Source organism: Microbacterium sp. CFBP9034 (assembly GCF_034045255.1).
GTDB lineage: Bacteria > Actinomycetota > Actinomycetes > Actinomycetales > Microbacteriaceae > Microbacterium.
Map to the genome: position 1 here is coordinate 1039067 of NZ_JAXCWC010000002.1, position 20548 is coordinate 1059614.

A 20548-nucleotide genomic window follows, 5' to 3' on the forward strand; every position below is an offset into this window, starting at 1 on the left:
ATGACAGACCCCAGCCAGTACGTCCGGCAGCGGCACAACGACGGGTCGCGCGACGTTCGCTGGCCCGCGGCGCCCGAGCCTCTGGCCGTGCCGTTGTACGACAACCACGCCCACCTCGAGATCGCCGACGGCGACGAGCCGCGCACGCTGGCGGAGCAGCTCGAGCTGGCGGTCGGCGTCGGGGTGATGGGCGTCGTGCAGGCCGGCGGCGACATCGAGTCGAGCGTGTGGTCGGCCGAGGCCGCGGCCTCGCACCCCCGCGTGCTCGCCGCGGTCGCCATCCACCCGAACGAGGCGCCGGCGTACGAAGAGGCCGGACGCCTCGACGAGGCCATCGCGGTGATCGATGAGCTCGCGGCGCAGCCCCGCGTGCGGGCGATCGGCGAGACGGGCCTGGACTTCTTCCGCACCGAGCCCGACGGCATCCCTGCGCAGCTGCGCTCGTTCGAGGCGCACATCGAGCTGGCGAAGAAGCACGACCTCGCGATGCAGATCCACGATCGCGACGCCCACGACGCCGTGCTCGACGCCCTGGAGCGGGTGGGCGCGCCCGCGCGGACCGTCTTCCACTGCTTCTCGGGCGATGACGCGATGGCCCGCATCGCCGCCGAGCGCGGCTACTACCTCTCCTTCGCGGGAAACGTCACCTTCAAGAACGCGCAGAACCTCCGCGATGCGCTCGCGGTGACGCCGCGCGAGCGGATCCTGGTCGAGACGGATGCCCCGTTCCTCACGCCCATCCCGCACCGGGGCCGCCCGAACGCCCCGTACCTGATCCCGGTGACGGTGCGGTTCATGGCGGCCGAGCTCGGCGCCGACCTCGACGAGTTCTGCGCACAGGTCGCCGCGAACACGCTCGCCGTGTACGGAGCCTTCGAGGACTGACGTGTCGCGCGGCGAACTGTGGGACCTGACGGATGCCGCGGGCATCCCGACCGGCCGCACGCATCGCCGGGACGACCCGGATTTCCCGTCAGGGCTGTTCCACATCGTGGCGTCGGTGTGCGTCGTGCGCGGCGATGGACTCGTGCTCATGACGAAACGTGCCGCGATCAAGGACTGGCCGCTGGCGTGGGAGTTCCCCGCCGGCAGCGCTCTGACCGGTGAGTCGAGCGCCGATGCCGCGGTGCGCGAGCTGGCGGAGGAGTCCGGCGTGCGCGTCGAGACTGCAGCATTGACGCTCGTCGGGCGGCTTGTCGAGAGGCTGGCGCTGTTCGACGTGTACGTGACCCACGTGGTGGGCGACCCCGTTCTCGAGCTCGATCCCGAGGAGGTGTGCGAGGCCGAGTGGGTGCCGCTCACGGAGGCCCTGCGCCGGAGCGGCGCGGGCGAGATGGCGGGGCCGTGGGTGCCGCGGCTCGAGCGGCTCGGGAAGCGGCTCGCCGAGCTGGCCGGCAGTGCACGGCCGTCGGTCTGACCTGCCGCACGACTGCCGGTCCTCGGCTCGTCAGCCGCCGATGCGAATCCCGATTCCTGCCGGGATCGACAGGAGGAACGCTCTGATGTCGTTCCAGAATGCGTGACGTCGCGGCCGACTCTCCCGGCGGTGCTGCTGCCGGGCCTCGATGATCCGGTCGGCGTATTCACGCTCGTCATCGGCGCTCATGCGGCTGTGCATCATGCCTTCCCCTCTCCTCGCGGGGCGATCCGGTGACCTGCCCTCACCATCGCCACGAACGGCGGAGCGCGAATTCGACACCGCTGATCGATCACGGGCACTTGAATCTCTTTGCAGTCCGGTGTCGAATCGGACGAGTCCCGTTCGTTGACTTGGTGAGGGTCGTCGCCAGGCGACCACGAGGAGGCAGAGCGGTCGATGGCGCAGGGACAGAGGCAGGGGCCGCCCTTCGGTGAGCCGGCGGTGACCGTGCGCGCAGATGTCGCGGCGACCGTCGCGCGTACACACCGGGAGGAATGGGCCCGCGTCGTCGCAGGGCTCGCCCGGCGCTTCGCCGACCTCGACATCGCCGAGGAGGCCGCGGCCGAAGCCTTCGCCGTGGCGATCGAGCGGTGGCCGACCGCTGGCGTCCCGCCGAATCCGGGCGCCTGGATCACGACGACCGCGCATCGCAAGGCGATCGACCGGCTCAGGCGGGAAGCGCGCGGCGATGAGCTCTCCCGGGAGGCGCTGATGCTTGCAGGCGATGCGGGCGTCGTCGACGTGGGCGCCGTCGACGACGACAGACTCCGCCTGATGTTCGTGTGCTGTCACCCCGTGCTGTCGATGGAGGCACGTGTCGCCCTCACACTGCGCGTCGTCGGCGGCCTGACCGTCAGCGAGATCGCGCACGCGTTCATGGTGCAGGAGACGACCATGGGACAGCGGTTGACCCGGGCCAAGGCGAAGATCAAGGCGGCAGGGGTGCCGTTCCGGGTGCCGGAGCGGGAGGAGCTGGCTGATCGGGCCGAGGGGGTGCTCGCGGTGCTGTACCTGATCTTCAACGAGGGCTACCTCGCCTCGGGGCGGCACTCCGATCCGCTCCGCCCGGATCTCACCGGCGAGGCGATCCGGCTCACACGGCTGCTGCGCGATCTGCTCGCGTCGAGGTCGGGCGAACAGCACGAGGCGACAGGGCTTTTGGCGCTCATGCTTCTGACCGAGGCCCGCGCCGCGGCGAGGGTGTCGTCGGACGGTGAGCTGCTGCGCCTGGACGAGCAGGACCGCAGTGCGTGGGACCGGGCCCTCCTCGACGAGGGCCTCGCCCTGGTGCGCGCGCGGGTCGACGCCGCCGCACACGGCGAGGCGATGCTGGACCGGTATCAGATCCTCTCGGCGATCAACGCGGTGCACGCGTCGGCACCGCATGCGCGCGACACCGACTGGTCGCGGGTCGTGACGCTGTACGGCGAGCTCGAGCGCGTCGACCCGAACCCGCTCGTCACACTGAACAAGGCGATCGCGCTGTCGGAGCTCCACTCTCCGCAGATCGGCCTGGCCATGACCGAGCGGCTCGCCGTGCCGCTCGACGGCCACCACGCGTTCCACGCCACCCGTGCGGAGCTGCTCCGGCGCTCGGGCCGTCCTGAGGAGGCGCGCGCCGCGTACGACCGGGCGATCCTGCTGGCAGGGAACACCGCCGAGGTCGCCCATCTCATCCGCCGCCGCGGCGATCTCGCGGCATCCACCAAGGGAGAAACCGAATGACCACCCAGCAGTTCCTCGTGCTCCACCTCACCGACTCCAGCGGTTCGCGGCTCGACGCCGGGGAGGACCGGCGCATGCTCGAGGCATGGGAGGAGGAGGGGGTCGAGGCCGGCACGGTCGGGAGCGGATCAACGGTCGCAGGACCGGATCGCGCGAAGTCGGTGGTCGTCCGCGACGGGCGGACGATCGTCACCGACGGTCCGTTCCCCGAGTTCAAGGAGTGGTTCGCCGGCTACGACCTCGTGGAGGCGGAGTCCATCGAGGAGGCGGCAGCGTATATGGCGAAGCACCCCACCGCGGTGCTCGGGCGCGTCCTCATCCTGCCGACCGTCGCGCTCTCCTGGGAGAGCGCGGACTGATCCCCTTCTCTAGCCGCGGTCGGGAAGGGGCATCCCACCGGCGCCCGGCTCGTCTTCGGGGTCGATCGCGTCGGTCTCATCGGCCCCCAGCACCGGCTTCGCGGCCGCGATGTGGGAGATCGACCGCCACACCAGGGCGAGCGTGATCGCCGAGCCGCCGAAGGCGAACCACCACGGCGCCGTCGGGCCCCAGACCTGGGCGATGATGCCGCCGAGGAACTGCCCGATCACGAGCCCGCCGAATACGCCGACCATGTTCACCGACGCGATGCGTCCCTGCAGCTCCATCGGCACGAGGCGCTGGCGCACGGTGGTGGAGATGGTGCCCCACACGAACGCGTACAGCCCGAAGCCGAACATGATGACGAAGGCGACCGCCGGCGACGTGGTCAGCGCGAAGCCGAGGTGCATGAGGACCTCGAGCGAGAGGCACACGCGCATGAGCGTCGCGAACGACACGTGCTTCTCGAGCCAGCCGAAGCCGAACACCGCGATGATGCCCCCGAGCGCGGTGGCGGTCGTGAGGGCGCCGTAGCCGACCGGCCCCATGCCGAGGTACTCGGTGGCGTACAGCACGAGCACGCCCCAGGGCGCGGCCCACGTCACGTTGAACACCAGGATGATGATCACGAGCGTCCGCACCGGCGCGTTGTGGCGCAGCCACTGCAGGCCCTCGCGGATCGCGTGGGCCTTCGTCCCCGACGGCTGCTCGGGATGCTCGGGAACGGGCGTCCGGGAGATACGGGAGATGAGCAGCACCGCCAGCGCCACGCAGACCACCTGCAGCACGAAGGGCCAGAACGAGCCGAGGGCGAAGAGGAACGCGCCGAGCGGGGGGCCGGCGAGCTGATTCGCGACGAGATACCCGGCCTGCATGCGCGCATTGCCGATGCCGAGGTCGCCGGGCTTGACGAGCATCGGCAGGAGGGTGCTGCCGGCCGAGTCGGCGAACACCTCGGCGGTGCCGTAGAGGAAGGCGGTGGCCAGAACGAGCCACACCGACGCGTTCCCGGTGACGAGGAAGGCCACGAGGGCGAGCACGACGACGGCGCGAAGGCTGTTGGCCAGCATGACGAGTCGCCGTCGGTCGTGGTGATCGGCGACCGCGCCGGCGAGCAGGCCGAACAGCAGCCACGGCAGGAACTGCATCATGGCGCCGGCGGCGACGAGGATCGGCGACGAGGTGAGCGAGGCGATCAGCAGCGGAGCCGCCGCCAGGGCGATGCCGTCGCCGAGGTTGCTCGTCCACGAGGCGGCGAGCAGCCAGCGGAAATCTCTCCCCATCCGGCGGGGTGCGATGAGGTCGCCGAGCGTGGGCATCCCTCGATCCTACGAGGCGCTCGCGACTCTCGCCGCTCAGTCCCGGTCTGCCACCGGCGTCGTCGCCTTGGCACCGGGATGCGTGAACAGCGTCTCCGTCTGCTCGATGTCCATCCCCTTCGTCTCGGGGATGCGCAAGAGCACGTAGAAGAACGACAGCGCGGCGAAGGCGGCGTACATGCCGTAGGTGAGCGGCAGCGACCACGACGACATCGCGGGGAACGAGATCGTGATGAGGAAGTTCGCGATCCACTGCGCGCCCGCCGCGACCCCGAGCGCCTTGCCGCGGATGCGGCTCGGGAAGATCTCGCCGAGCAGCACCCAGACGAGCGGTCCCCATGACGCGCCGAACCCCACGACGAACACGTTCGCCGCGATCAGCGCGATGGGGCCCCACGGGGCCGGCAGCGTCACGGCTCCCTCGGCGTCCGTCTCGGAGAACACGAATGAGATCGCCATGAGGCCGAGCGACAGCGCCATCATCACCGACCCGGTGAGGAGGATGGGCTTTCGCCCCACCCGGTCGACCAGGAAGATCGCGATGAGCGTCACGAGCACGTTCGTGATCGAGGTCGCGACGCTGATCGTGAACGAGTCGGTCTCGTCGAAGCCGACGGACTGCCACAGGCTCGTGGAGTAGTAGAAGATCACGTTGATGCCGACGAACTGCTGGAACACCGACAGGATGATGCCCACCCAGACGATCCGCTGCAGCCCGAGCACCGGTCCGCGCAGCGAGACGCCGGAGTTCTTGCGGTCGGTCTCGATCGTGGTCTGCAGGTCGCGGATGGTGTGGTCGAGATCCGCCGGCGGCACCAGGCGCGAGAAGATCGCCCTGGCCTCCTCGGTGCGGCCCTTCGCCAGCAGGTAGCGCGGCGACTCGGGCAGCGTGAACGACAGGATGCCGTACACGGCCGACGGGATCACCCCGACGATGAACATCCAGCGCCAGGCCTCGAGGCCGAGCCACAGCACGTTGTCCGCGCCTCCGGCCGTGTTGGCGAGCAGGGCGTCGGACAGCAGCGCCGTGAAGATGCCGAGGGTGATCGCGAGCTGCTGCAGGGAGGCGAGGCCGCCGCGGATCTGACGGGGTGCGATCTCCGCGATGTAGGCCGGCGCGATGACCGAGGCGATGCCGATTCCGAGACCGCCGATCACGCGCCAGAGAGCGAGGTCCCAGACCGAGAAGGCGAGTCCGGCGCCGATCGAGCTGACGAAGAACATGACCGCGCCGAGGAACATCACCCGCAGGCGCCCCCAGCGATCCGACAGGTTGCCGGCGACGATCGCACCGACGGCGCAGCCCAGGAGGGCGATCGCGACGACGAACCCGGTGAGCACGTCGTTGATCGCGAAGTCCGACGAGATCGAGTCGACCGCTCCGTTGATGACCGAGGAGTCGAAGCCGAAGAGGAACCCGCCGACCGCCGCGGCTACGGACAGGCCGACGGCCCTTCGCCCGTAGGGGCTCCGGAGTGAGAACGCATCGGACGGAATTGCTCCAGTGGTGTTCACTCGCCTCACACTAGCCACAGGGGAGTGCGTGCGTCACTGGGTACAGTGAACCCATGCCCGTGTCACTGCTCGGAGCCGCCGAGATCCGCGCGCTCGCCGCCGACCTCGACGTCACTCCGACCAAGAAGCTCGGCCAGAACTTCGTGGTCGACGCCAACACGGTGCGCAAGATCGTCCACGTCGCCGGCGTCGCTCCCGGCGATCGCGTCGTCGAGGTGGGGCCGGGCCTCGGCTCGCTGACCCTCGCGATCCTCGAGGCCGGGGCATCCGTCACCGCCGTCGAGATCGACCACCGGCTGGCGGAGCGCCTTCCGGCGACCGCGGCCGCGCACGGCGTGACCGACGGGACGCTCACCGTGGTGGATGCCGACGCGCTGCGGGTGACCGAGCTGCCGGGCGACCCGACGATCCTGGTGGCGAACCTGCCGTACAACGTGTCCGTCCCCGTGCTGCTGCACTTCCTCGAGACGTTCGACGGCCTGGAGTCGGGCGTCGTGATGGTGCAGGCCGAGGTGGGGGAGAGGCTCGCCGCACCTCCGGGATCCAAGGTCTACGGCGCACCCAGCGTGAAGGCCGCCTGGTACGGCTCGTGGCGGCTGGCCGGCACCGTCTCGCGCCAGGTGTTCTGGCCGGTGCCCAACGTCGACAGCGTGCTGGTGGGGTTCCGCCGCGACGCCGAATCGCGGGGGAGCGAGGACGAGCGCCGCCGCACCTTCCGGATCGTCGATGCCGCCTTCCAGCAGCGCCGCAAGATGCTCCGGCAGGCCCTCTCCGTGGTGCTCGGCGGCAGCTCGGCCGAGGCATCCGCTGTCCTGGAGCGAGCCGGAGTCGCGCCCACCGCCCGCGGCGAGGAGCTGTCGATCGACGACTTCGTGAGGATCGCCCGCGTCCTGTGACGCACCGTTCGTCCAACGTTCACCGCGTGCTTCCGGGCCGTTGCGAAACATGTCTGTAACATTCGGAACGTCTCGTCTCGACCGCGGGGCGGAGGGATGTGACGATGCGCACCGCCGAGTATCCGGCGCCCGACCGGATTCTGCTCCATCTCAGCGACACCCACCTGCGCGCGGGCGGCTCGCGGCTGTTCGACCTCGTGGACGCCGCCACGCACCTGGAGCGCGCGCTGGACGTCATCGAGGCCAGCGGCGTCCAGCCTGACGCGCTGGTGTTCACCGGGGACCTCGCCGACCTGGGGGAGCAGGGAGCGTACGCCGACCTTCGCGCCCTGGTCGAGCCCTTCGCCGTGCGCATCGGCGCGGCGGTGTTCTGGGTCATGGGCAACCACGACGACCGGGCGGCCTTCCGCCAGACGCTGCTCGGCGAGACGGGCCACGCCGCCCCGGTCGACCGTGTCGATGAGCTCGACGGGCTCCGGATCGTGACACTCGACACCAGCGTCCCCGGCCACCACTACGGCGAGGTGCGGGACGCGCAGCTGGCCTGGCTCTCGACCGTGCTGGCGACGCCCGCGCCCCTCGGCACGATCCTCGCGATGCACCACCCGCCGGTGCCGAGCGTGCTGCCGCTGGCCGCCAGCGTCGAGCTGCGCCAGCAGTCGCGCCTCGCGGCGGTGCTGCGCGGGACCGACGTCCGGGCGATCATCGCCGGCCATCTCCACTACTCGACGTTCGCGACGTTCGCCGGGATCCCGGTGTCGGTGGCCTCGTCCACCTGCTACGCCCAGGACCTCACGGTGCCGACCGGCGGCACGCGTCCCCAGGACGGCGCACAGGCGTTCAACCTGATCCACCTGTACGACGACACGATCGTGCATTCGGTGGTGCCGGTCGACGCGTCGCGCACCCTGGAGTACATCGATCCCGACGAGGCGCTGCGGCGGCTCCGGCTGGCCGGCGTGGATCCGGTCAGAGTCGCGCGGACGGGTGCGCCGACCGAGCCGATCGCTCTGCCACGCTGAGCTCCTCGCGCTCCCACGGGGCGCGCACCGGGAACATGCGCTCGAGCGCCGCACGCAGCACGCGGGTGCGCAGCTGCTCGGGCACCTCGCTCTCGCCGCCGTCGTTGAGGCAGAACATGTCGATGTCGGTGCGGTCGGCGAGGCGCTCCATGCGCCGCAGCGACGCCGCCAGCGTGGTCTGCACGTAGCGGACCCGGGGCTGGCGGGTGGCGACGGCCCGCCCGGTCATGAGCGCGTAGTAGTGGTAGAGGCTGTTGGTGACCGAGATGTCGGTCGCCGAGCGGAAGCGGGATGCCGCGGTCCGGGCGAAGTCCTCGGGGAAGGTCTCCTCGAGCTCGGCCATCACGCTGCGACGCACCGGAGTCGCGCAGTGCTCGAGGTCGCGGACGATCGCCCGGCCGAACCGCTGCTTGAGCAGGTCGCGGTTCACGCGCAGCCCGTTGTCGTGGCCGCTGCGGTGGGTCGCCGGAGCGCCCGCGCCGATGCGCACCTCGCACTCCACGAACTTCGTGACGCCCGCCGGCGTGAAGAACAGCTCGGGCTCGCTGAGCCGTCCGAAGAACATGTCGTCGTTGGAGTAGAGGAAGTGCTCCGACAGCCCGGGGATGCGGTGCAGCTGCGCTTCGACGGCGTGCGAGTTGTGCGTGGGAAGCACCGACGGGTCGGCGAAGAACTCCTCGCTGCGCACGATCGTGACCTTCGGATGATCCAGGAGCCACGCCGGCGTGGGGGAGTCGGTCGCGATGAAGATCCGGCGCACCCACGGCGCGTACATGTGCACGCTGCGCAGGGCGTACCGCAGCTCGTCGACGTGACGGTAGCGGGCCGGGCCCTCGTCGCCGTCGCCGACGACGTACTCGGCCATCCGTGCCGCGCGCTGACGCTGGAAGTCGCTCGACGAGCCGTCGACCCACGAGAACACGAGATCGACCGGCTCGGCGAACTCGTGCGGCTGCAGGTCGAACATGCCGTCGATGGTCCGCCAGTTGCGGCCGTAGCGCTCCACGACGGTGTACTCGAGGTCGTTCGCGGGAGTGAGGCGCCGGGTGAAGGCGTTGTCGTGCGGCGCTTCGATCAGCTCCTCGCCGAAGCGCCAGAACTCCAGCCGCGCGCCGAGCGAGGCGCCGTAGCGCAGGCCGCCGGTGCGCGCCACGCGGGGGCGGTAGATCCGCACGGCGGACGGTCCGGCGCCGGGCACGCGCGCCTCGGTGGCGCGGATGGCGGGCCGCCCCTTCTCCTTGACGTAGAGGGGCTCGGTCTCGCCCAGCGCGGCGATCGCCGCGATGGCAGCGGCCCGTGCGGCCACGTCGACCACGAGCGCGGGGATCGCGCGGTCGTGGCGGATGAGCGTGGTCTCCACACCCGCCGCCTCGAGTGCGGAAGCCACCAGCAGCAGGTCGGCGGTGCGCGCCTCCTCAGGAGTCACCGTGTCGTGCACGATGTGGAGCAGGCCGCCTTTGAGCGCGACGTCGGGGCGCTCCAGCAGTGTCGTCCAGGGGTCCTGGGGGGTGGGCATGACCGAGAGTGCGGGCAACTGTTCCTCCTTCGCGCGCGAACCGGATGCCGCGACTGCGACATCCGGTCTCCTCACCTTAGGCACTCTCCATTACAGCGACGTTACCGAGCCCGCCCCTTGACACGCCGTGCTGGCGTGTGCAGGCCGCTCCGGAGCGCGACCGAGCGCCCGATCCTGCGCGCACGCCGCCGCGCCGATAGCCTGGACCGGTGACCGATGAGCCGCAGTACCGCTCCCGTGGGGGAGACCTCAACCGCCCGTACACCGCCGCCGACGACCGCTACGACCAGGCCGAGTACCGCCGGGTCGGCACGTCGGGCCTCACCCTCCCGCCCATCTCGCTCGGGCTGTGGTGGAACTTCGGCGACAACATCCCCTTCGACAACCAGCGGGCGCTCCTGCGGCACGCGTTCGACAAGGGCATCACGCACTTCGATCTCGCCAACAACTACGGCCCGCCCTACGGATCGGCCGAGGTGAACTTCGGCCGCATGATGCGCGAGGACTTCGCGCCGTACCGCGACGAGCTCATCATCTCGTCGAAGGCGGGCTACGACATGTGGCACGGTCCGTACGGCGACGGCGGCTCGCGCAAGTACGTGCTGGCGAGCGCCGAGCAGTCGCTGAAGCGCATGAGCGTGGACTACTTCGACATCTTCTACTCCCATCGTGTCGACCCCGACGTCCCCGTGGAGGAGACCGTAGGAGCTCTCGACACCCTGGTCCGCCAGGGCAAGGCGCTCTACGTCGGCATCTCGTCCTACAGTGCCGAGCGCACCGCGGTCGCCGCATCCGTCGCCCGCTCGCTCGGGACCCCGCTCGTCATCCACCAGCCGGCGTACTCGATCCTCAACCGCTGGGTCGAGGACGGCCTCACCGGAGTGCTCGAGCAGGAGGGCATGGGGGCGATCGCCTTCACTCCGCTCGCCCAGGGTCTCCTCACCGACAAGTACCTCGGTGGCGGTCCGGCCGAGCGCGCTCAGCAGCGCTCCTCCGTGCCCGATCGCTCGCTTTCCGAGAAGGGCCTCGCCAAGCTCCGCGGGCTCGACACCATCGCGAAGGAGCGCGGCCAGTCACTCGCCCAGCTGGCGATCCAGTGGGTGCTGCGCAATCCGGTGGTCACCTCCGCGCTCATCGGCGCGTCGCGCACGTCCCAGCTCGACGAGAACCTCGCGGCCCTCGACGGGCCCGCGTTCAGCACCGAGGAGCTCGAGCAGATCGACGCGCTGTCGGACGGCATCGACGTCGACCTGTGGGCGGAGTCGACCCAGCTGTGACCCACGCCGCCGTCACCGACCGCGTCCACGTGCGGGCGCCGGGCAAGCTGAACCTGTTCTTCCAGGTCGGCGGCGTCCAGGATGACGGCTATCACGAGGTCGCCTCGGCGTATCAGGCGGTCTCGCTGTACGAGAACGTGTGGGCGACCCCCTCCGACGAGTTCACGGTCATGATCTCGGGGACGGTCGACCTCGCGGGCGTCCCGGCCGATGACCGCAACCTGGCGGTGCGCGCGGCGCGCCTGGTCGCGCAGCGCATCGGCCATCGGGGCGGCGTCCACCTCGACATCGTCAAGAACGTCCCGGTCGCCGGCGGCATGGGCGGCGGGTCGGCGGATGCCGCAGCCGCCCTGGTCGCCTGCGACGCGCTGTGGGGCGCCGAGCTCGGCACGGCCGAGCTGCACAAGCTCGCGGCCCGGCTCGGCGCGGACGTGCCCTTCGCGCTGATGGGCGGCACGGCGATCGGCACCGGGCGCGGCGATCAGCTGAGTCCCGCGCTCGCGAAGGGCCGGTTCGACTGGGTCATCGTGCCCCCGGCCGGCGAAGGGCTCTCGACACCGGAGGTGTACGCGCACCTCGACACCCTGCGCGGCGAACACGACATCGCCGCGGTCGCCGAGCGGCCCGAAGTCGCCCCGGCCGTGCTGCACGCCTTGCGGGCGGGCGACCCTGTGGCGCTCGCCGAGCACACGCGCAACGACCTGCAGGCCGCTGCGCTCTCGCTGCGCCCCGGGCTGCGCGAGGCCCTCGAGCTCGGCGAGCGGTCGGGTGCGCTCGCCGGGATGGTGTCGGGGTCGGGTCCTACGCTGGCATTCCTGACCGGAGACCCCGAGTCGGCCCTCGAGCTGCAGGTCACGCTCTCGGCCGCCGGACTCGAGGCGCTGCACGTGCACGGACCCGTCACGGGTGCGCGCGTCGTGGGCCTCTGACTCCGAGAAACGACGAAGACGGAAGGAAAGCGACGATGACGTTCGACACCGAGACCCGCCCCGGGGCGCCGGGAGAGGCGGACGCGACAGCGTTCCGCGTCGCGCCGATCCACGAGACGACCACCGCGCGGCTCGCCGACGCCGGGCTCGAGGCGCGTCTCGTGCCGGTCGACGGCGACGACTTCCCGGGCTGGCTGCAGTCGACCGCCCGCGGATTCCTCGATGGCGAGCGCTCCGAGGAGCAGATCGCCTCCGCGCGTGAGCGCAGCGCCTTCCGGCGCACCACCGGTATCTACGATCCGTCCGCGCCGGTGCCCGACGCCCCGGTCGCGACGATCGCCTCGTGGGTGGGCCAGCTCACCGTCCCGGGCGGCGCCGCGGTCCCGTCGTGCGCGATCTCGGCCGTCACCGTCGCCCCCACGCACCGCCGCCGCGGCCTGGCGCGCGTGATGCTCGAGGGAGAGCTCCGGTCCGCCGTCGACGCGGACCTTCCGATGGCTATGCTCACCGTGAGCGAGTCGACGCTGTACGGCCGGTACGGGTTCGCCCCCGCCGCGGCGAGCGCCTCGTGGCGCATCGAGACCAAGCGCGCCACCTGGATCGGGCCCCGGCCCGACGGCCGTGTCGACTTCATCCCGCGCGAGCGGCTGCGCGAGCTGATCGCGCCGCTGCACGACCGCGCACGCCGGCGCTTCGCCGGTGAGATCGACGTGCCGGCGGGGCACTGGGACGGCATGGCCGGCACGCATCCCACGGCCGAGAAGGCGGGCGAGAAGCGGGCGATCCAGTACGCCGATGCGTCCGGCGAAGTCCGCGGCCTCGCGCTGTACAGCGTGAAGGAGAACCACGACGACTTCACCAAGGCGTCCGTGCGGGTGACCTATCTCCTCGCCGAGACCGACGACGCCTACGCGGCGCTGTGGCGGTTCCTCCTCGAGCTCGACCTCGTCGCAGAGGTGAACGCCGACGAGCAGTCGGTGGACGAGCCGCTGCGGTGGATGATCGCCGACCAGCGTGCGGCCACGGTGACGCTGCGCGACCACCAGTACGTGCGCATCCTCGACGTGCCGAGGGCGCTCGAGGCGCGCCGGTTCGGGGCCTCGGGCACGCTCGCGCTCGACGTCGCGGATCCGCTGGGCCATGCCGCCGGGCGATACCTGCTCGAGGTCGACGCCGAGGGCCGCGGCACGGTGACGCCCTGGGAGTCCCCGAGCGCGCCCGAAGGCGCCGTCGCCGTGTCGCTCGGCATCGAGGAGCTCTCGGCCGCCTATCTCGGCGGGGTGTCGCTCGCGACGCTCGCCGCGGCCGGTCGGGTGCAGTCGGCGGATCCCTCGACCGCCGCCCGCGTGCTGGCCTGGCACACCGCCCCGAGGCTGAGCATCTGGTACTGACCGGCGATCGGTGACCGGGGCGCCTCGACTCGCCTAGCCTTGAGGGGACATGGCACATCTTCTCGGGGCCGAGGCCCTGCACCTCGAATTCCCCACCAAGGTCGTCTTCGACGGCGTCTCCCTCGGCGTCGACGAGGGCGACCGCATCGGCATCGTCGGTCGCAACGGCGACGGCAAGTCGAGCCTCATGGCGATGCTCGCCGGCCGGCTGACGCCGGACTCCGGCCGCGTGACGGTGCGCAGCGGCGTGCGGGTGGGGGTGCTCGACCAGGCCGACACCCTCGACGACTCGCTCACCATCGCCCAGTCCGTGGTCGGCGACCGGGCGGAGCACGAGTGGGCGGGCGACGCGCGCGTCCGGGACGTCATCGCGGGCCTGCTCGACGGGCTGGCGTGGGACGGTCCGGTAACCGGTCTCTCCGGCGGGCAGCGACGGCGCGTCGCGCTCGCGGCCCTGCTGGCGGGCGATGACGACGTCATCTTCCTCGACGAGCCCACCAACCACCTCGACGTCGAGGCGATCGCGTGGCTCGCCGAGCATCTCAAGCGCCGCTGGTCGGCAAACCAGGGCGGCCTGCTCGTCGTCACGCACGACCGGTGGTTCCTCGACGAGGTGTGCACCCGCACGTGGGAGGTCCACGACCGCATCGTCGACCCGTTCGAGGGCGGCTACGCGGCCTACATCCTGCAGCGGGTGGAGCGCGACCGGCAGTCCGCCGCGATCGAGCAGCGCCGGCAGAACCTCGCGCGCAAGGAGCTGGCATGGCTGCGCCGGGGGGCGCCGGCGCGCACGTCGAAGCCGAAGTTCCGCATCGACGCCGCCAACGCGCTGATAGCCGACGTGCCCGAGATCCGCGACCCCACCGAGCTGCAGTCCCTCGCGGTCTCCCGTCTCGGCAAGGACGTCGTCGATCTGCTCGACGCCTCGGTGACCTACCCGTCGTCCGACGGAGGGCCGGATCGCGAGGTCGTCCACCCCGTCGAGTGGCGCATCGCCCCGGGCGAGCGCACCGGCATCCTGGGCGTGAACGGCGTCGGCAAGTCGACGCTCCTCGGCCTCGTGTCCGGCGAGGTCGAGCCCACCGGCGGGCGCGTCAAGCGCGGCAAGACCGTCCACGTGGCCACGCTCACGCAGCGACTCGACGAGCTCGAGGCGCACCTCGAGAGTCCGGTGCGCATCGTGATCGAGCGGCTGCGCACGACCTACACGTTCGGCAGCGGGTCCAAGGCGCAGGAGCTGACGCCCGGCCAGCTGCTCGAGCGCATGGGGTTCGCGAGCGCCCAGCTCTCCACGCCGGTCAAGGACCTCTCGGGCGGCCAGAAGCGCCGGCTCCAGCTGCTGCTCATCCTGCTGGAGCAGCCCAACGTGCTGATCCTCGACGAGCCGACGAACGACCTCGACACCGACATGCTGGCCGCCATGGAGGATCTCCTCGACACGTGGCCCGGCACGCTGCTGGTCGTCTCGCACGACCGGTACTTCATCGAGCGCGTCACGGACCAGCAGTACGCCATCCTCAGCGGGCACCTGCGCCACCTGCCGGGCGGCGTCGACGAGTACCTGCGACTGCGCACCCGCGAGCGCGAGGCGCCGGCCGGCCGGCAGGCCGCGACATCCGTTGCCGCCCAGACGCCGGGGCTCACGGGTGCGGAGCTCCGCGCGGCGCAGAAGGAGATCTCGGCCCTCGAGCGACGGCTCGAGAAGCTCGAGAAGCAGATCGCCGCTGCCCGCACCGCCCTGGCCGAGCACGATCAGGGCGACTACGTCGGCATCGGTGCGGAGATGGAGCGCATCAGCGCCCTGGAGGCCGACCGCGACGACGTCGAGACGCGGTGGTTCGAGCTCACCGAGCACATGGACTGACGTCGGTCAGGCGTCGAAGCCGAGGCTGAGCTTTCGCAGCAGGGCCGCGAGCCTCTCCCGGTCGCTGCGCGAGAGCGTGCCCAGCAGCACGGCCTCGGCGTCGACCAGTCGCGTGATGGCGGCATCCACCCGGGTCTTCCCGTCCTCGGAGAGGATGACCAGGATGCTGCGCCCGTCGTCCGGGTCGGCCTCGCGCCGAACGAGTCGGCGCCCGACGAGCCGGTCGATGCGGTTGGTCATCGTGCCGCTCGATACGAGCGTCTGCAGCAGCAGCTGCTTCGGGGTGAGCTGGAACGGCTCGCCCGCGCGCCGGAGCGCCGACAGCACGTCCCACTCCCACGGCTCGAGGTCGCTGCGCCGGAATGCGTCGCGCCGGGCGCGGTCGAGATGCCGGGAGAGCCGGTCGACGCGCGAGAGCACCTCGAGGGGCGAGAAGTCGAGGTCGGGGCGCTGCGCGATCCACGCCTCGACGATGCGATCGACCTCGTCGGTCTCCTTGGCCATGGCTCCATTATCAAGTCGCGCGGGTCGTCGCCCCGACTCATCTGTGCGTAGTCGACGGTCGTGGAGCGCACGAAGGCCGATTTCGCACAGATGGACAGGCCGGGCGCCAGCGGGCGCGGCAGCGCGTCGGGCCTCGGGCCGGGCAGGCGGCGCAGGGAGGTCTGGCAGACTTGACGGCGGCCGCGCGCGACGCGGTGGTCCGCCGTGGTGTAACGGCAGCACGACAGCCTTTGGAGCTGTTAGGTCCAGGTTCGAATCCTGGCGGCGGAGCATGACCCACAACACGTCTGATCGCACGCTCGCCGTGATCGTGCTGGCCGCCGGCCAGGGCACGCGCATGAAGTCGTCGCTTCCGAAGGTGCTGCACCGCATCGGCGGTCGCCCGCTCATCGGGCACGTGATCGACACCGCGCTGACCCTTTCCCCCGACCACGTGGTGCTCGTCGTGCGCCACGAGCGGGACCTCGTCGCCGGCGCGGTCGTCGAGACGATGCCCGGGGTGCTCGTTGTCGACCAGGACGAGATCCCCGGAACCGGTCGCGCGGTCGAGCTCGCGCTCGCCGCGCTGGACGACTTCGAGGGCGACGTCCTCGTGCTCAGCGGCGACGTGCCCCTGCTCGACTCCGACACGCTCACGGCGCTCGTCCAGGCGCACCGCGACGGCGCCGCGGCGGCCACCGTGCTCAGCGCCGTCCTCGACGACGCGACGGGATACGGCCGCGTGATCCGCGACGCCGACGGCGCCGTGGCCCGCATCGTCGAGCAGAAGGACGCGACGGCGGACGAGGCATCCGTCTCCGAGATCAACGCCGGGGTCTACGTCTTCGAGGCGCAGGCGCTGCGGTCCCACCTCGCGCTGGTGGGCACGGCGAACGCGCAGGGCGAGAAGTACCTCACCGACGTGGTGGCGCTGCTGCGCGGCTCGCACCTTCTCGTAGCAGCCGCGAGCGCTCCGGATGCCGCGGCCGCCCTGGGCGTCAACGACCGGGTGCAGCTGTCCGACGCGGCGCGCCTGCTCAACGCGCGCACGGTGCGCCGGTGGCAGCTCGAGGGCGTGACGATCCTCGATCCGGCCACGACCTGGATCGACGTCGACGTCACGCTCGGCACCGACGTCACCGTGCTGCCCAACACGCATCTGCTGCGGGCGACCAACGTCGCGTCGGGCGCCCTCATCGGCCCCGACACGAGCCTGGTCACCTGCGAGGTCGGCGAGAACGCCGTGGTCACCCGCACCGATGCCACGCTCGCCGTCATCGGCGAGGGTGCGAACGTCGGACCGTTCGCCTACCTGCGTCCGGGGACGTACCTCGGCGACAAGGGCAAGATCGGCACCTTCGTCGAGACGAAGAACTCCACGATCGGCGAGCGCAGCAAGGTGCCCCACCTGTCGTACATCGGCGACACGACGATCGGCACCGGCGTCAACCTCGGCGCGGGCGCCATCACGGCCAACTACGACGACGTCACCAAGCACCGCACCGAGATCGGCGACGAGGTGCACACCGGGTCGCACAACGTGTTCGTGGCGCCCGTTAGGATCGGAGACGGCGCGAAGACCGGGGCCGGGGCGGTGATCCGCAAGGATGTGCCGGCCGGCGCCCTCGCTCTCAGTGTCGCCCCTCAGCGCAATGTCGAGGGGTGGGTCGAGGACAACCGACCGGGTACCGGCGCGGCGCAGGTCGCTGCAAAGGCTCGGTCCGCACAGAAGGCGGACGATGGCGCGCAAGAAGAAGACCGTTGAGCTCGACCGCGAGAACGACATCGCGCCCGGACTGGTCGCGAAGACGAAGAAGCGACTCGTCATCGCCCGGGGCAGCTCGCACCCCGCGCTGGCAGCAGAGGTAACCGAGCACCTCGGCACCGAGCTCGTGCCCACCGAGTACCGCACCTTCGCGTCGGGCGAGATCCTGACCCGGTTCGAGGTGTCGATCCGCGGCTGCGACTTCTTCCTCATCCAGAGCTTCGGCCCGCCGGTCAACGAGTGGCTCATGGAGACGCTCATCATGCTCGACGCGGCCAAGCGGGCCTCGGCGAAGCGCATCACCGTCGTCGCGCCGTACTACCCGTACTCGCGTCAGGACAAGAAGGGCCGCGGCCGCGAGCCCATCAGCGCACGCCTGGTCGCCGACCTCATGAAGACCGCGGGCGCCGACCGCGTGATGAGCGTCGACCTGCACGCCGCTCAGATCCAGGGCTTCTTCGACGGCCCCGTCGACCACCTGTTCGCGAAGCCCGTCCTGCTGGAGTACTTCGAGAGGACGCTCACCGCCGACGATCGCGCCAAGCTCACGGTGGTCTCGCCCGACACCGGACGAGTGCGCGTGGCCGACACCTGGTCCGACAGCCTGGGCGCGCCGCTCGCGATCATCCACAAGCGCCGAGACCCGAACGTCGCCAACCAGGTGACGGTGAACGAGATCGTCGGTGACGTGTCGGGGCGGGTGTGCCTGCTCGTCGACGACATGATCGACACCGGCGGCACCATCGTCAAGGCCGCCGAGGCGCTCAAGGCCAGCGGCGCGGTCCGGGTCATCGTCGCGGCCACCCACCCGATCTTCAGCGACCCCGCCACGCAGCGACTGCAGAGCGAGGCGATCGACGAGGTCGTCGTCACCGACACCATCCCGATCCCCGAGGAGAAGCGCTTCCCGACGCTCACGGTGCTGCCCATCGCGCCGCTGCTCGCCCGGGCGATCCACGAGGTGTTCGAGGACGGCTCCGTCACCAGCATGTTCGACGGAGCGGCCTGACCGCCCGAGGTCCCGCCTCTCCCACCATGGCGGACTGCGAAGCGATTCGGAGGCCGCTCATAGCGGCCGCTGTCAGGATGCCTTCACGGCGTCGCTCGCCGGCGTCCGCACGACTCAACGACCCAGGAGGACCACCATGATCCGCACCGCCGTCGCCACCCGTCCCGCCCGCGCCGGTGCCACTCTCGCGGCGGTCGCCGGCATCGTCCTGCTCGCCGGCTGCGCGCCCGCGACCGACACCCCCGACGACGCCTCCACCGACACCGCCGACGGCTCGAGCGGCGCCGACGGCGCCGCCGCGTACGCGGACGGCACGTACACCGCCGACGGCACGTACCAGACCCCCGAGTCGGTCGAGACGATCTCGGTCACGGTGACGCTGGAGGACGACGTCGTGACCGACGTCGAGGTGGTCGGGGATCCGCAGAAGAGCGAGTCGGAGCAGTATCAGGGCCAGTTCATCGGCGGGATCTCGGACGAGGTCGTCGGCCAGGACATCGACGACATCTCGGTGAGCCGCGTCGCCGGCTCGTCGCTCACCAGCGGCGGGTTCAACCAGGCCATCGACGCGATCAAGGCCGAAGCGGCCCTGTAGCGTCATGCCCCGCGCGGGTACCACTCCGCCCGCCGAGGCGTCGTGGCGCTTCGACGCCATCGGCACGCCGTGGGAGATCGTCACGCCCGAGCCGCTCGGCGACGACAGCCGCCGCGCGGTGACCGTCGTGATCGAGGCGTTCGACGCGGCGTGGTCGCGGTTCCGCCCGGACTCGGTCGTCACCGCCCTCGCGCGCACCGGCGGCCGCGCCCCGGCGCCGGCCGACGCGGAGGAGATGCTCGACGCCTTCGCCGCACTGTCCACGGCAACCCAGGGCGCCGTCAACCCGTTGATCGGCGGCTCGCTGGAGCGGCTCGGCTATGACGCGTCGTACTCGTTCACGCCTCACGACCCGGTCGCCGCACCGCCCGACTGGACGGCGGCGCTCACCTGGGGCGGGGGAGTGCTCGCGCTCGACCGCCCGGCGACCATCGACGTCGGAGCGCTCGGCAAAGGGCGCCTGGTGGACCTCGTGGCCGCGGTCGTCGCGGGTGCGACGGGAGGTGACATCGTCGTCGACGCCGGCGGCGACCTCGCGGTCCGCGGGAGCTCCCAGCGCATCGGGCTGGAGCATCCGTTCGATCCGGGTCGCGCCATCGGCGTGTGGGAGGTGACGGATGCCGCGCTCTGCGCCTCGGCCGTGAATCGACGCACGTGGGGCGGCGGGCTCCACCACGTGCTCGACGCGCGCACCGGACTGCCCGTGCGGACCATCGCCGCCACCTGGGCCGTGGCGCCCACCGCGATGATCGCGGACGCGACCGCGACGGCACTGTTCTTCGACGGCGGACCCCGGCTCGCCTTCGAGTGGGGCGTCGAGTGGGTGCGCATGACCACGGACGGGCGGGTGGACTGGTCGCCCGGCTGCCGCGCCGACCTGTTCACCGGACCGGCTAGCGTGGGACGGTGAGCCAGTCGCCTCCCGCCGGACAGATCGTCGCCGTCGCGCGCGACGACGGCCACCGGTTCAGCAAGCCCACCCGCACGAGCATCACCTTGGTCGCCGGCTACGGCGTCGAGGGCGACGCCCACGCCGGCGCCACGGTCAAGCACCGCTCCCGCGTGCAGCGCGATGCCGCCGCGCCGAACCTTCGGCAGGTGCATCTGCTGCACTCCGAGCTCTTCGACGAGATGGCCGCTCGCGGTCATGGGATCGCCCCCGGTGCGATGGGCGAGAACATCACGACCGTGGGCATCGATCTGCTCGGGCTGTCGCGCGGCACCCGGCTGGCGCTCGGCGACGACGCGGTCGTCGAAGTCACCGGGCTGCGCAACCCCTGCAGCCAGATCAACGGACTCTCGAAAGGCCTCATGAAGGAGCTCGTCTACGTCGACGACCAGGGTGACACCGTGCGCCTGGCCGGCATCATGTCGATCGTCGTCGCGGGCGGCGAGGTGCGGCCGGGTGACGGCATCCGCGTCATTCCTCCCGCCGCCCACGTGCCCCTGCAGGCGGTGTGAC

At 71.2% G+C, this 20548-nt stretch carries 20 protein-coding genes and 1 tRNA gene; 16 read left to right on the forward strand and 5 right to left on the reverse strand.

What is annotated here, in order from left to right; genetic code table 11:
- Positions 1 to 885 (forward strand): TatD family hydrolase, encoded by an 885-nt coding sequence (locus tag SOM19_RS16105; protein ID WP_320487598.1) that lies wholly within the window; start codon positions 1 to 3, stop codon positions 883 to 885.
- A gap of 1 nt (position 886) precedes the next feature.
- Complete coding sequence (locus SOM19_RS16110; RefSeq protein ID WP_320487599.1) at positions 887 to 1417, forward strand: NUDIX hydrolase; 531 nt, start codon at positions 887 to 889, stop codon at positions 1415 to 1417.
- A 30-nt stretch (positions 1418 to 1447) separates the two neighbouring features.
- Here the strand turns inward: SOM19_RS16110 and SOM19_RS16115 are convergent, their stop codons facing one another.
- Positions 1448 to 1621 (reverse strand): hypothetical protein, encoded by a 174-nt coding sequence (locus SOM19_RS16115; protein ID WP_320487600.1) that lies wholly within the window; start codon positions 1619 to 1621, stop codon positions 1448 to 1450.
- Between the two features lie 240 nt (positions 1622 to 1861).
- On the opposite strand from SOM19_RS16115, the gene SOM19_RS16120 reads away from it, so the two are divergent.
- Both SOM19_RS16120 and SOM19_RS16125 read left to right on the forward strand, forming a co-directional pair.
- On the forward strand, positions 1862 to 3145 hold the full coding sequence (locus tag SOM19_RS16120) for an RNA polymerase sigma factor (protein WP_320487601.1): 1284 nt from the start codon (positions 1862 to 1864) through the stop codon (positions 3143 to 3145).
- On the forward strand, positions 3142 to 3504 hold the full coding sequence (locus SOM19_RS16125) for a YciI family protein (protein WP_320487602.1): 363 nt from the start codon (positions 3142 to 3144) through the stop codon (positions 3502 to 3504). The genes SOM19_RS16120 and SOM19_RS16125 overlap by 4 nt, the downstream gene beginning before the upstream one ends.
- 9 nt (positions 3505 to 3513) lie before the next feature.
- Here SOM19_RS16125 and SOM19_RS16130 read toward each other — a convergent pair whose 3' ends face one another.
- Both SOM19_RS16130 and SOM19_RS16135 read right to left on the reverse strand, forming a co-directional pair.
- Positions 3514 to 4824: an MFS transporter gene (locus SOM19_RS16130; RefSeq protein ID WP_320487603.1), complete on the reverse strand. Its 1311-nt coding sequence runs from the start codon at positions 4822 to 4824 to the stop codon at positions 3514 to 3516.
- A gap of 36 nt (positions 4825 to 4860) precedes the next feature.
- Positions 4861 to 6339 carry a sugar porter family MFS transporter gene (locus SOM19_RS16135; RefSeq protein WP_320487604.1) on the reverse strand — a complete coding sequence of 493 codons (1479 nt, stop codon included), beginning with the start codon at positions 6337 to 6339 and terminating at the stop codon, positions 4861 to 4863.
- 53 nt (positions 6340 to 6392) lie between these two features.
- Between SOM19_RS16135 and rsmA the strand changes: the two genes are divergently transcribed.
- Both rsmA and SOM19_RS16145 read left to right on the forward strand, forming a co-directional pair.
- Positions 6393 to 7235 carry a 16S rRNA (adenine(1518)-N(6)/adenine(1519)-N(6))-dimethyltransferase RsmA gene (gene rsmA, locus SOM19_RS16140; protein ID WP_320487605.1) on the forward strand — a complete coding sequence of 281 codons (843 nt, stop codon included), beginning with the start codon at positions 6393 to 6395 and terminating at the stop codon, positions 7233 to 7235.
- A gap of 104 nt (positions 7236 to 7339) precedes the next feature.
- Positions 7340 to 8257, forward strand: a complete 918-nt coding sequence (locus tag SOM19_RS16145) for a phosphodiesterase (RefSeq protein ID WP_320487606.1) — start codon at positions 7340 to 7342, stop codon at positions 8255 to 8257.
- Here SOM19_RS16145 and SOM19_RS16150 read toward each other — a convergent pair.
- The gene (locus SOM19_RS16150) at positions 8205 to 9791 is read right to left on the reverse strand and encodes a stealth family protein (protein WP_320487607.1); all 1587 of its coding nucleotides are present in this window, start codon (positions 9789 to 9791) and stop codon (positions 8205 to 8207) included. The two genes, SOM19_RS16145 and SOM19_RS16150, sit on opposite strands and share 53 nt — an antisense overlap.
- 191 nt (positions 9792 to 9982) lie before the next feature.
- On the opposite strand from SOM19_RS16150, the gene mgrA reads away from it, so the two are divergent.
- Genes mgrA through SOM19_RS16170 form a run of 4 tightly spaced genes read left to right on the forward strand, consistent with a single transcriptional unit; the run spans position 9983 to position 15234 of the window.
- Complete coding sequence (gene mgrA, locus SOM19_RS16155; RefSeq protein WP_320487608.1) at positions 9983 to 11050, forward strand: L-glyceraldehyde 3-phosphate reductase; 1068 nt, start codon at positions 9983 to 9985, stop codon at positions 11048 to 11050.
- Complete coding sequence (locus SOM19_RS16160) at positions 11047 to 11979, forward strand: 4-(cytidine 5'-diphospho)-2-C-methyl-D-erythritol kinase (RefSeq protein ID WP_320487609.1); 933 nt, start codon at positions 11047 to 11049, stop codon at positions 11977 to 11979. Before mgrA ends, SOM19_RS16160 begins: the two co-directional genes overlap by 4 nt.
- Before the next feature lie 35 nt (positions 11980 to 12014).
- Positions 12015 to 13370 carry a GNAT family N-acetyltransferase gene (locus SOM19_RS16165; RefSeq protein WP_320487610.1) on the forward strand — a complete coding sequence of 452 codons (1356 nt, stop codon included), beginning with the start codon at positions 12015 to 12017 and terminating at the stop codon, positions 13368 to 13370.
- Positions 13371 to 13419: 49 nt separating this feature from the next.
- On the forward strand, positions 13420 to 15234 hold the full coding sequence (locus tag SOM19_RS16170) for an ABC-F family ATP-binding cassette domain-containing protein (protein ID WP_320487611.1): 1815 nt from the start codon (positions 13420 to 13422) through the stop codon (positions 15232 to 15234).
- Positions 15235 to 15240: 6 nt separating this feature from the next.
- Here SOM19_RS16170 and SOM19_RS16175 read toward each other — a convergent pair whose 3' ends face one another.
- Positions 15241 to 15738: a MarR family winged helix-turn-helix transcriptional regulator gene (locus SOM19_RS16175; RefSeq protein WP_320487612.1), complete on the reverse strand. Its 498-nt coding sequence runs from the start codon at positions 15736 to 15738 to the stop codon at positions 15241 to 15243.
- A 198-nt stretch (positions 15739 to 15936) separates the two neighbouring features.
- Between SOM19_RS16175 and SOM19_RS16180 the strand changes: the two genes are divergently transcribed.
- The 6 genes from SOM19_RS16180 (at position 15937) to SOM19_RS16205 (ending at position 20547) form a co-directional block, all read left to right on the forward strand.
- A tRNA-Gln gene (locus SOM19_RS16180) sits at positions 15937 to 16008 on the forward strand.
- A gap of 1 nt (position 16009) precedes the next feature.
- Positions 16010 to 17482: a bifunctional UDP-N-acetylglucosamine diphosphorylase/glucosamine-1-phosphate N-acetyltransferase GlmU gene (gene glmU / locus SOM19_RS16185; protein WP_320487613.1), complete on the forward strand. Its 1473-nt coding sequence runs from the start codon at positions 16010 to 16012 to the stop codon at positions 17480 to 17482.
- Entirely contained in the window at positions 17457 to 18491 is a 1035-nt protein-coding gene (locus SOM19_RS16190) for a ribose-phosphate diphosphokinase (protein WP_320487614.1), read from the forward strand. Before glmU ends, SOM19_RS16190 begins: the two co-directional genes overlap by 26 nt.
- Positions 18492 to 18627: 136 nt before the next feature.
- On the forward strand, positions 18628 to 19086 hold the full coding sequence (locus SOM19_RS16195; protein ID WP_320487615.1) for an FMN-binding protein: 459 nt from the start codon (positions 18628 to 18630) through the stop codon (positions 19084 to 19086).
- A 4-nt stretch (positions 19087 to 19090) separates the two neighbouring features.
- Positions 19091 to 19996 (forward strand): FAD:protein FMN transferase, encoded by a 906-nt coding sequence (locus SOM19_RS16200; protein ID WP_320487616.1) that lies wholly within the window; start codon positions 19091 to 19093, stop codon positions 19994 to 19996.
- Positions 19993 to 20547 carry an MOSC domain-containing protein gene (locus SOM19_RS16205; RefSeq protein ID WP_320487617.1) on the forward strand — a complete coding sequence of 185 codons (555 nt, stop codon included), beginning with the start codon at positions 19993 to 19995 and terminating at the stop codon, positions 20545 to 20547. Before SOM19_RS16200 ends, SOM19_RS16205 begins: the two co-directional genes overlap by 4 nt.
- The last annotated feature ends 1 nt before the right edge of the window (position 20548 follow it).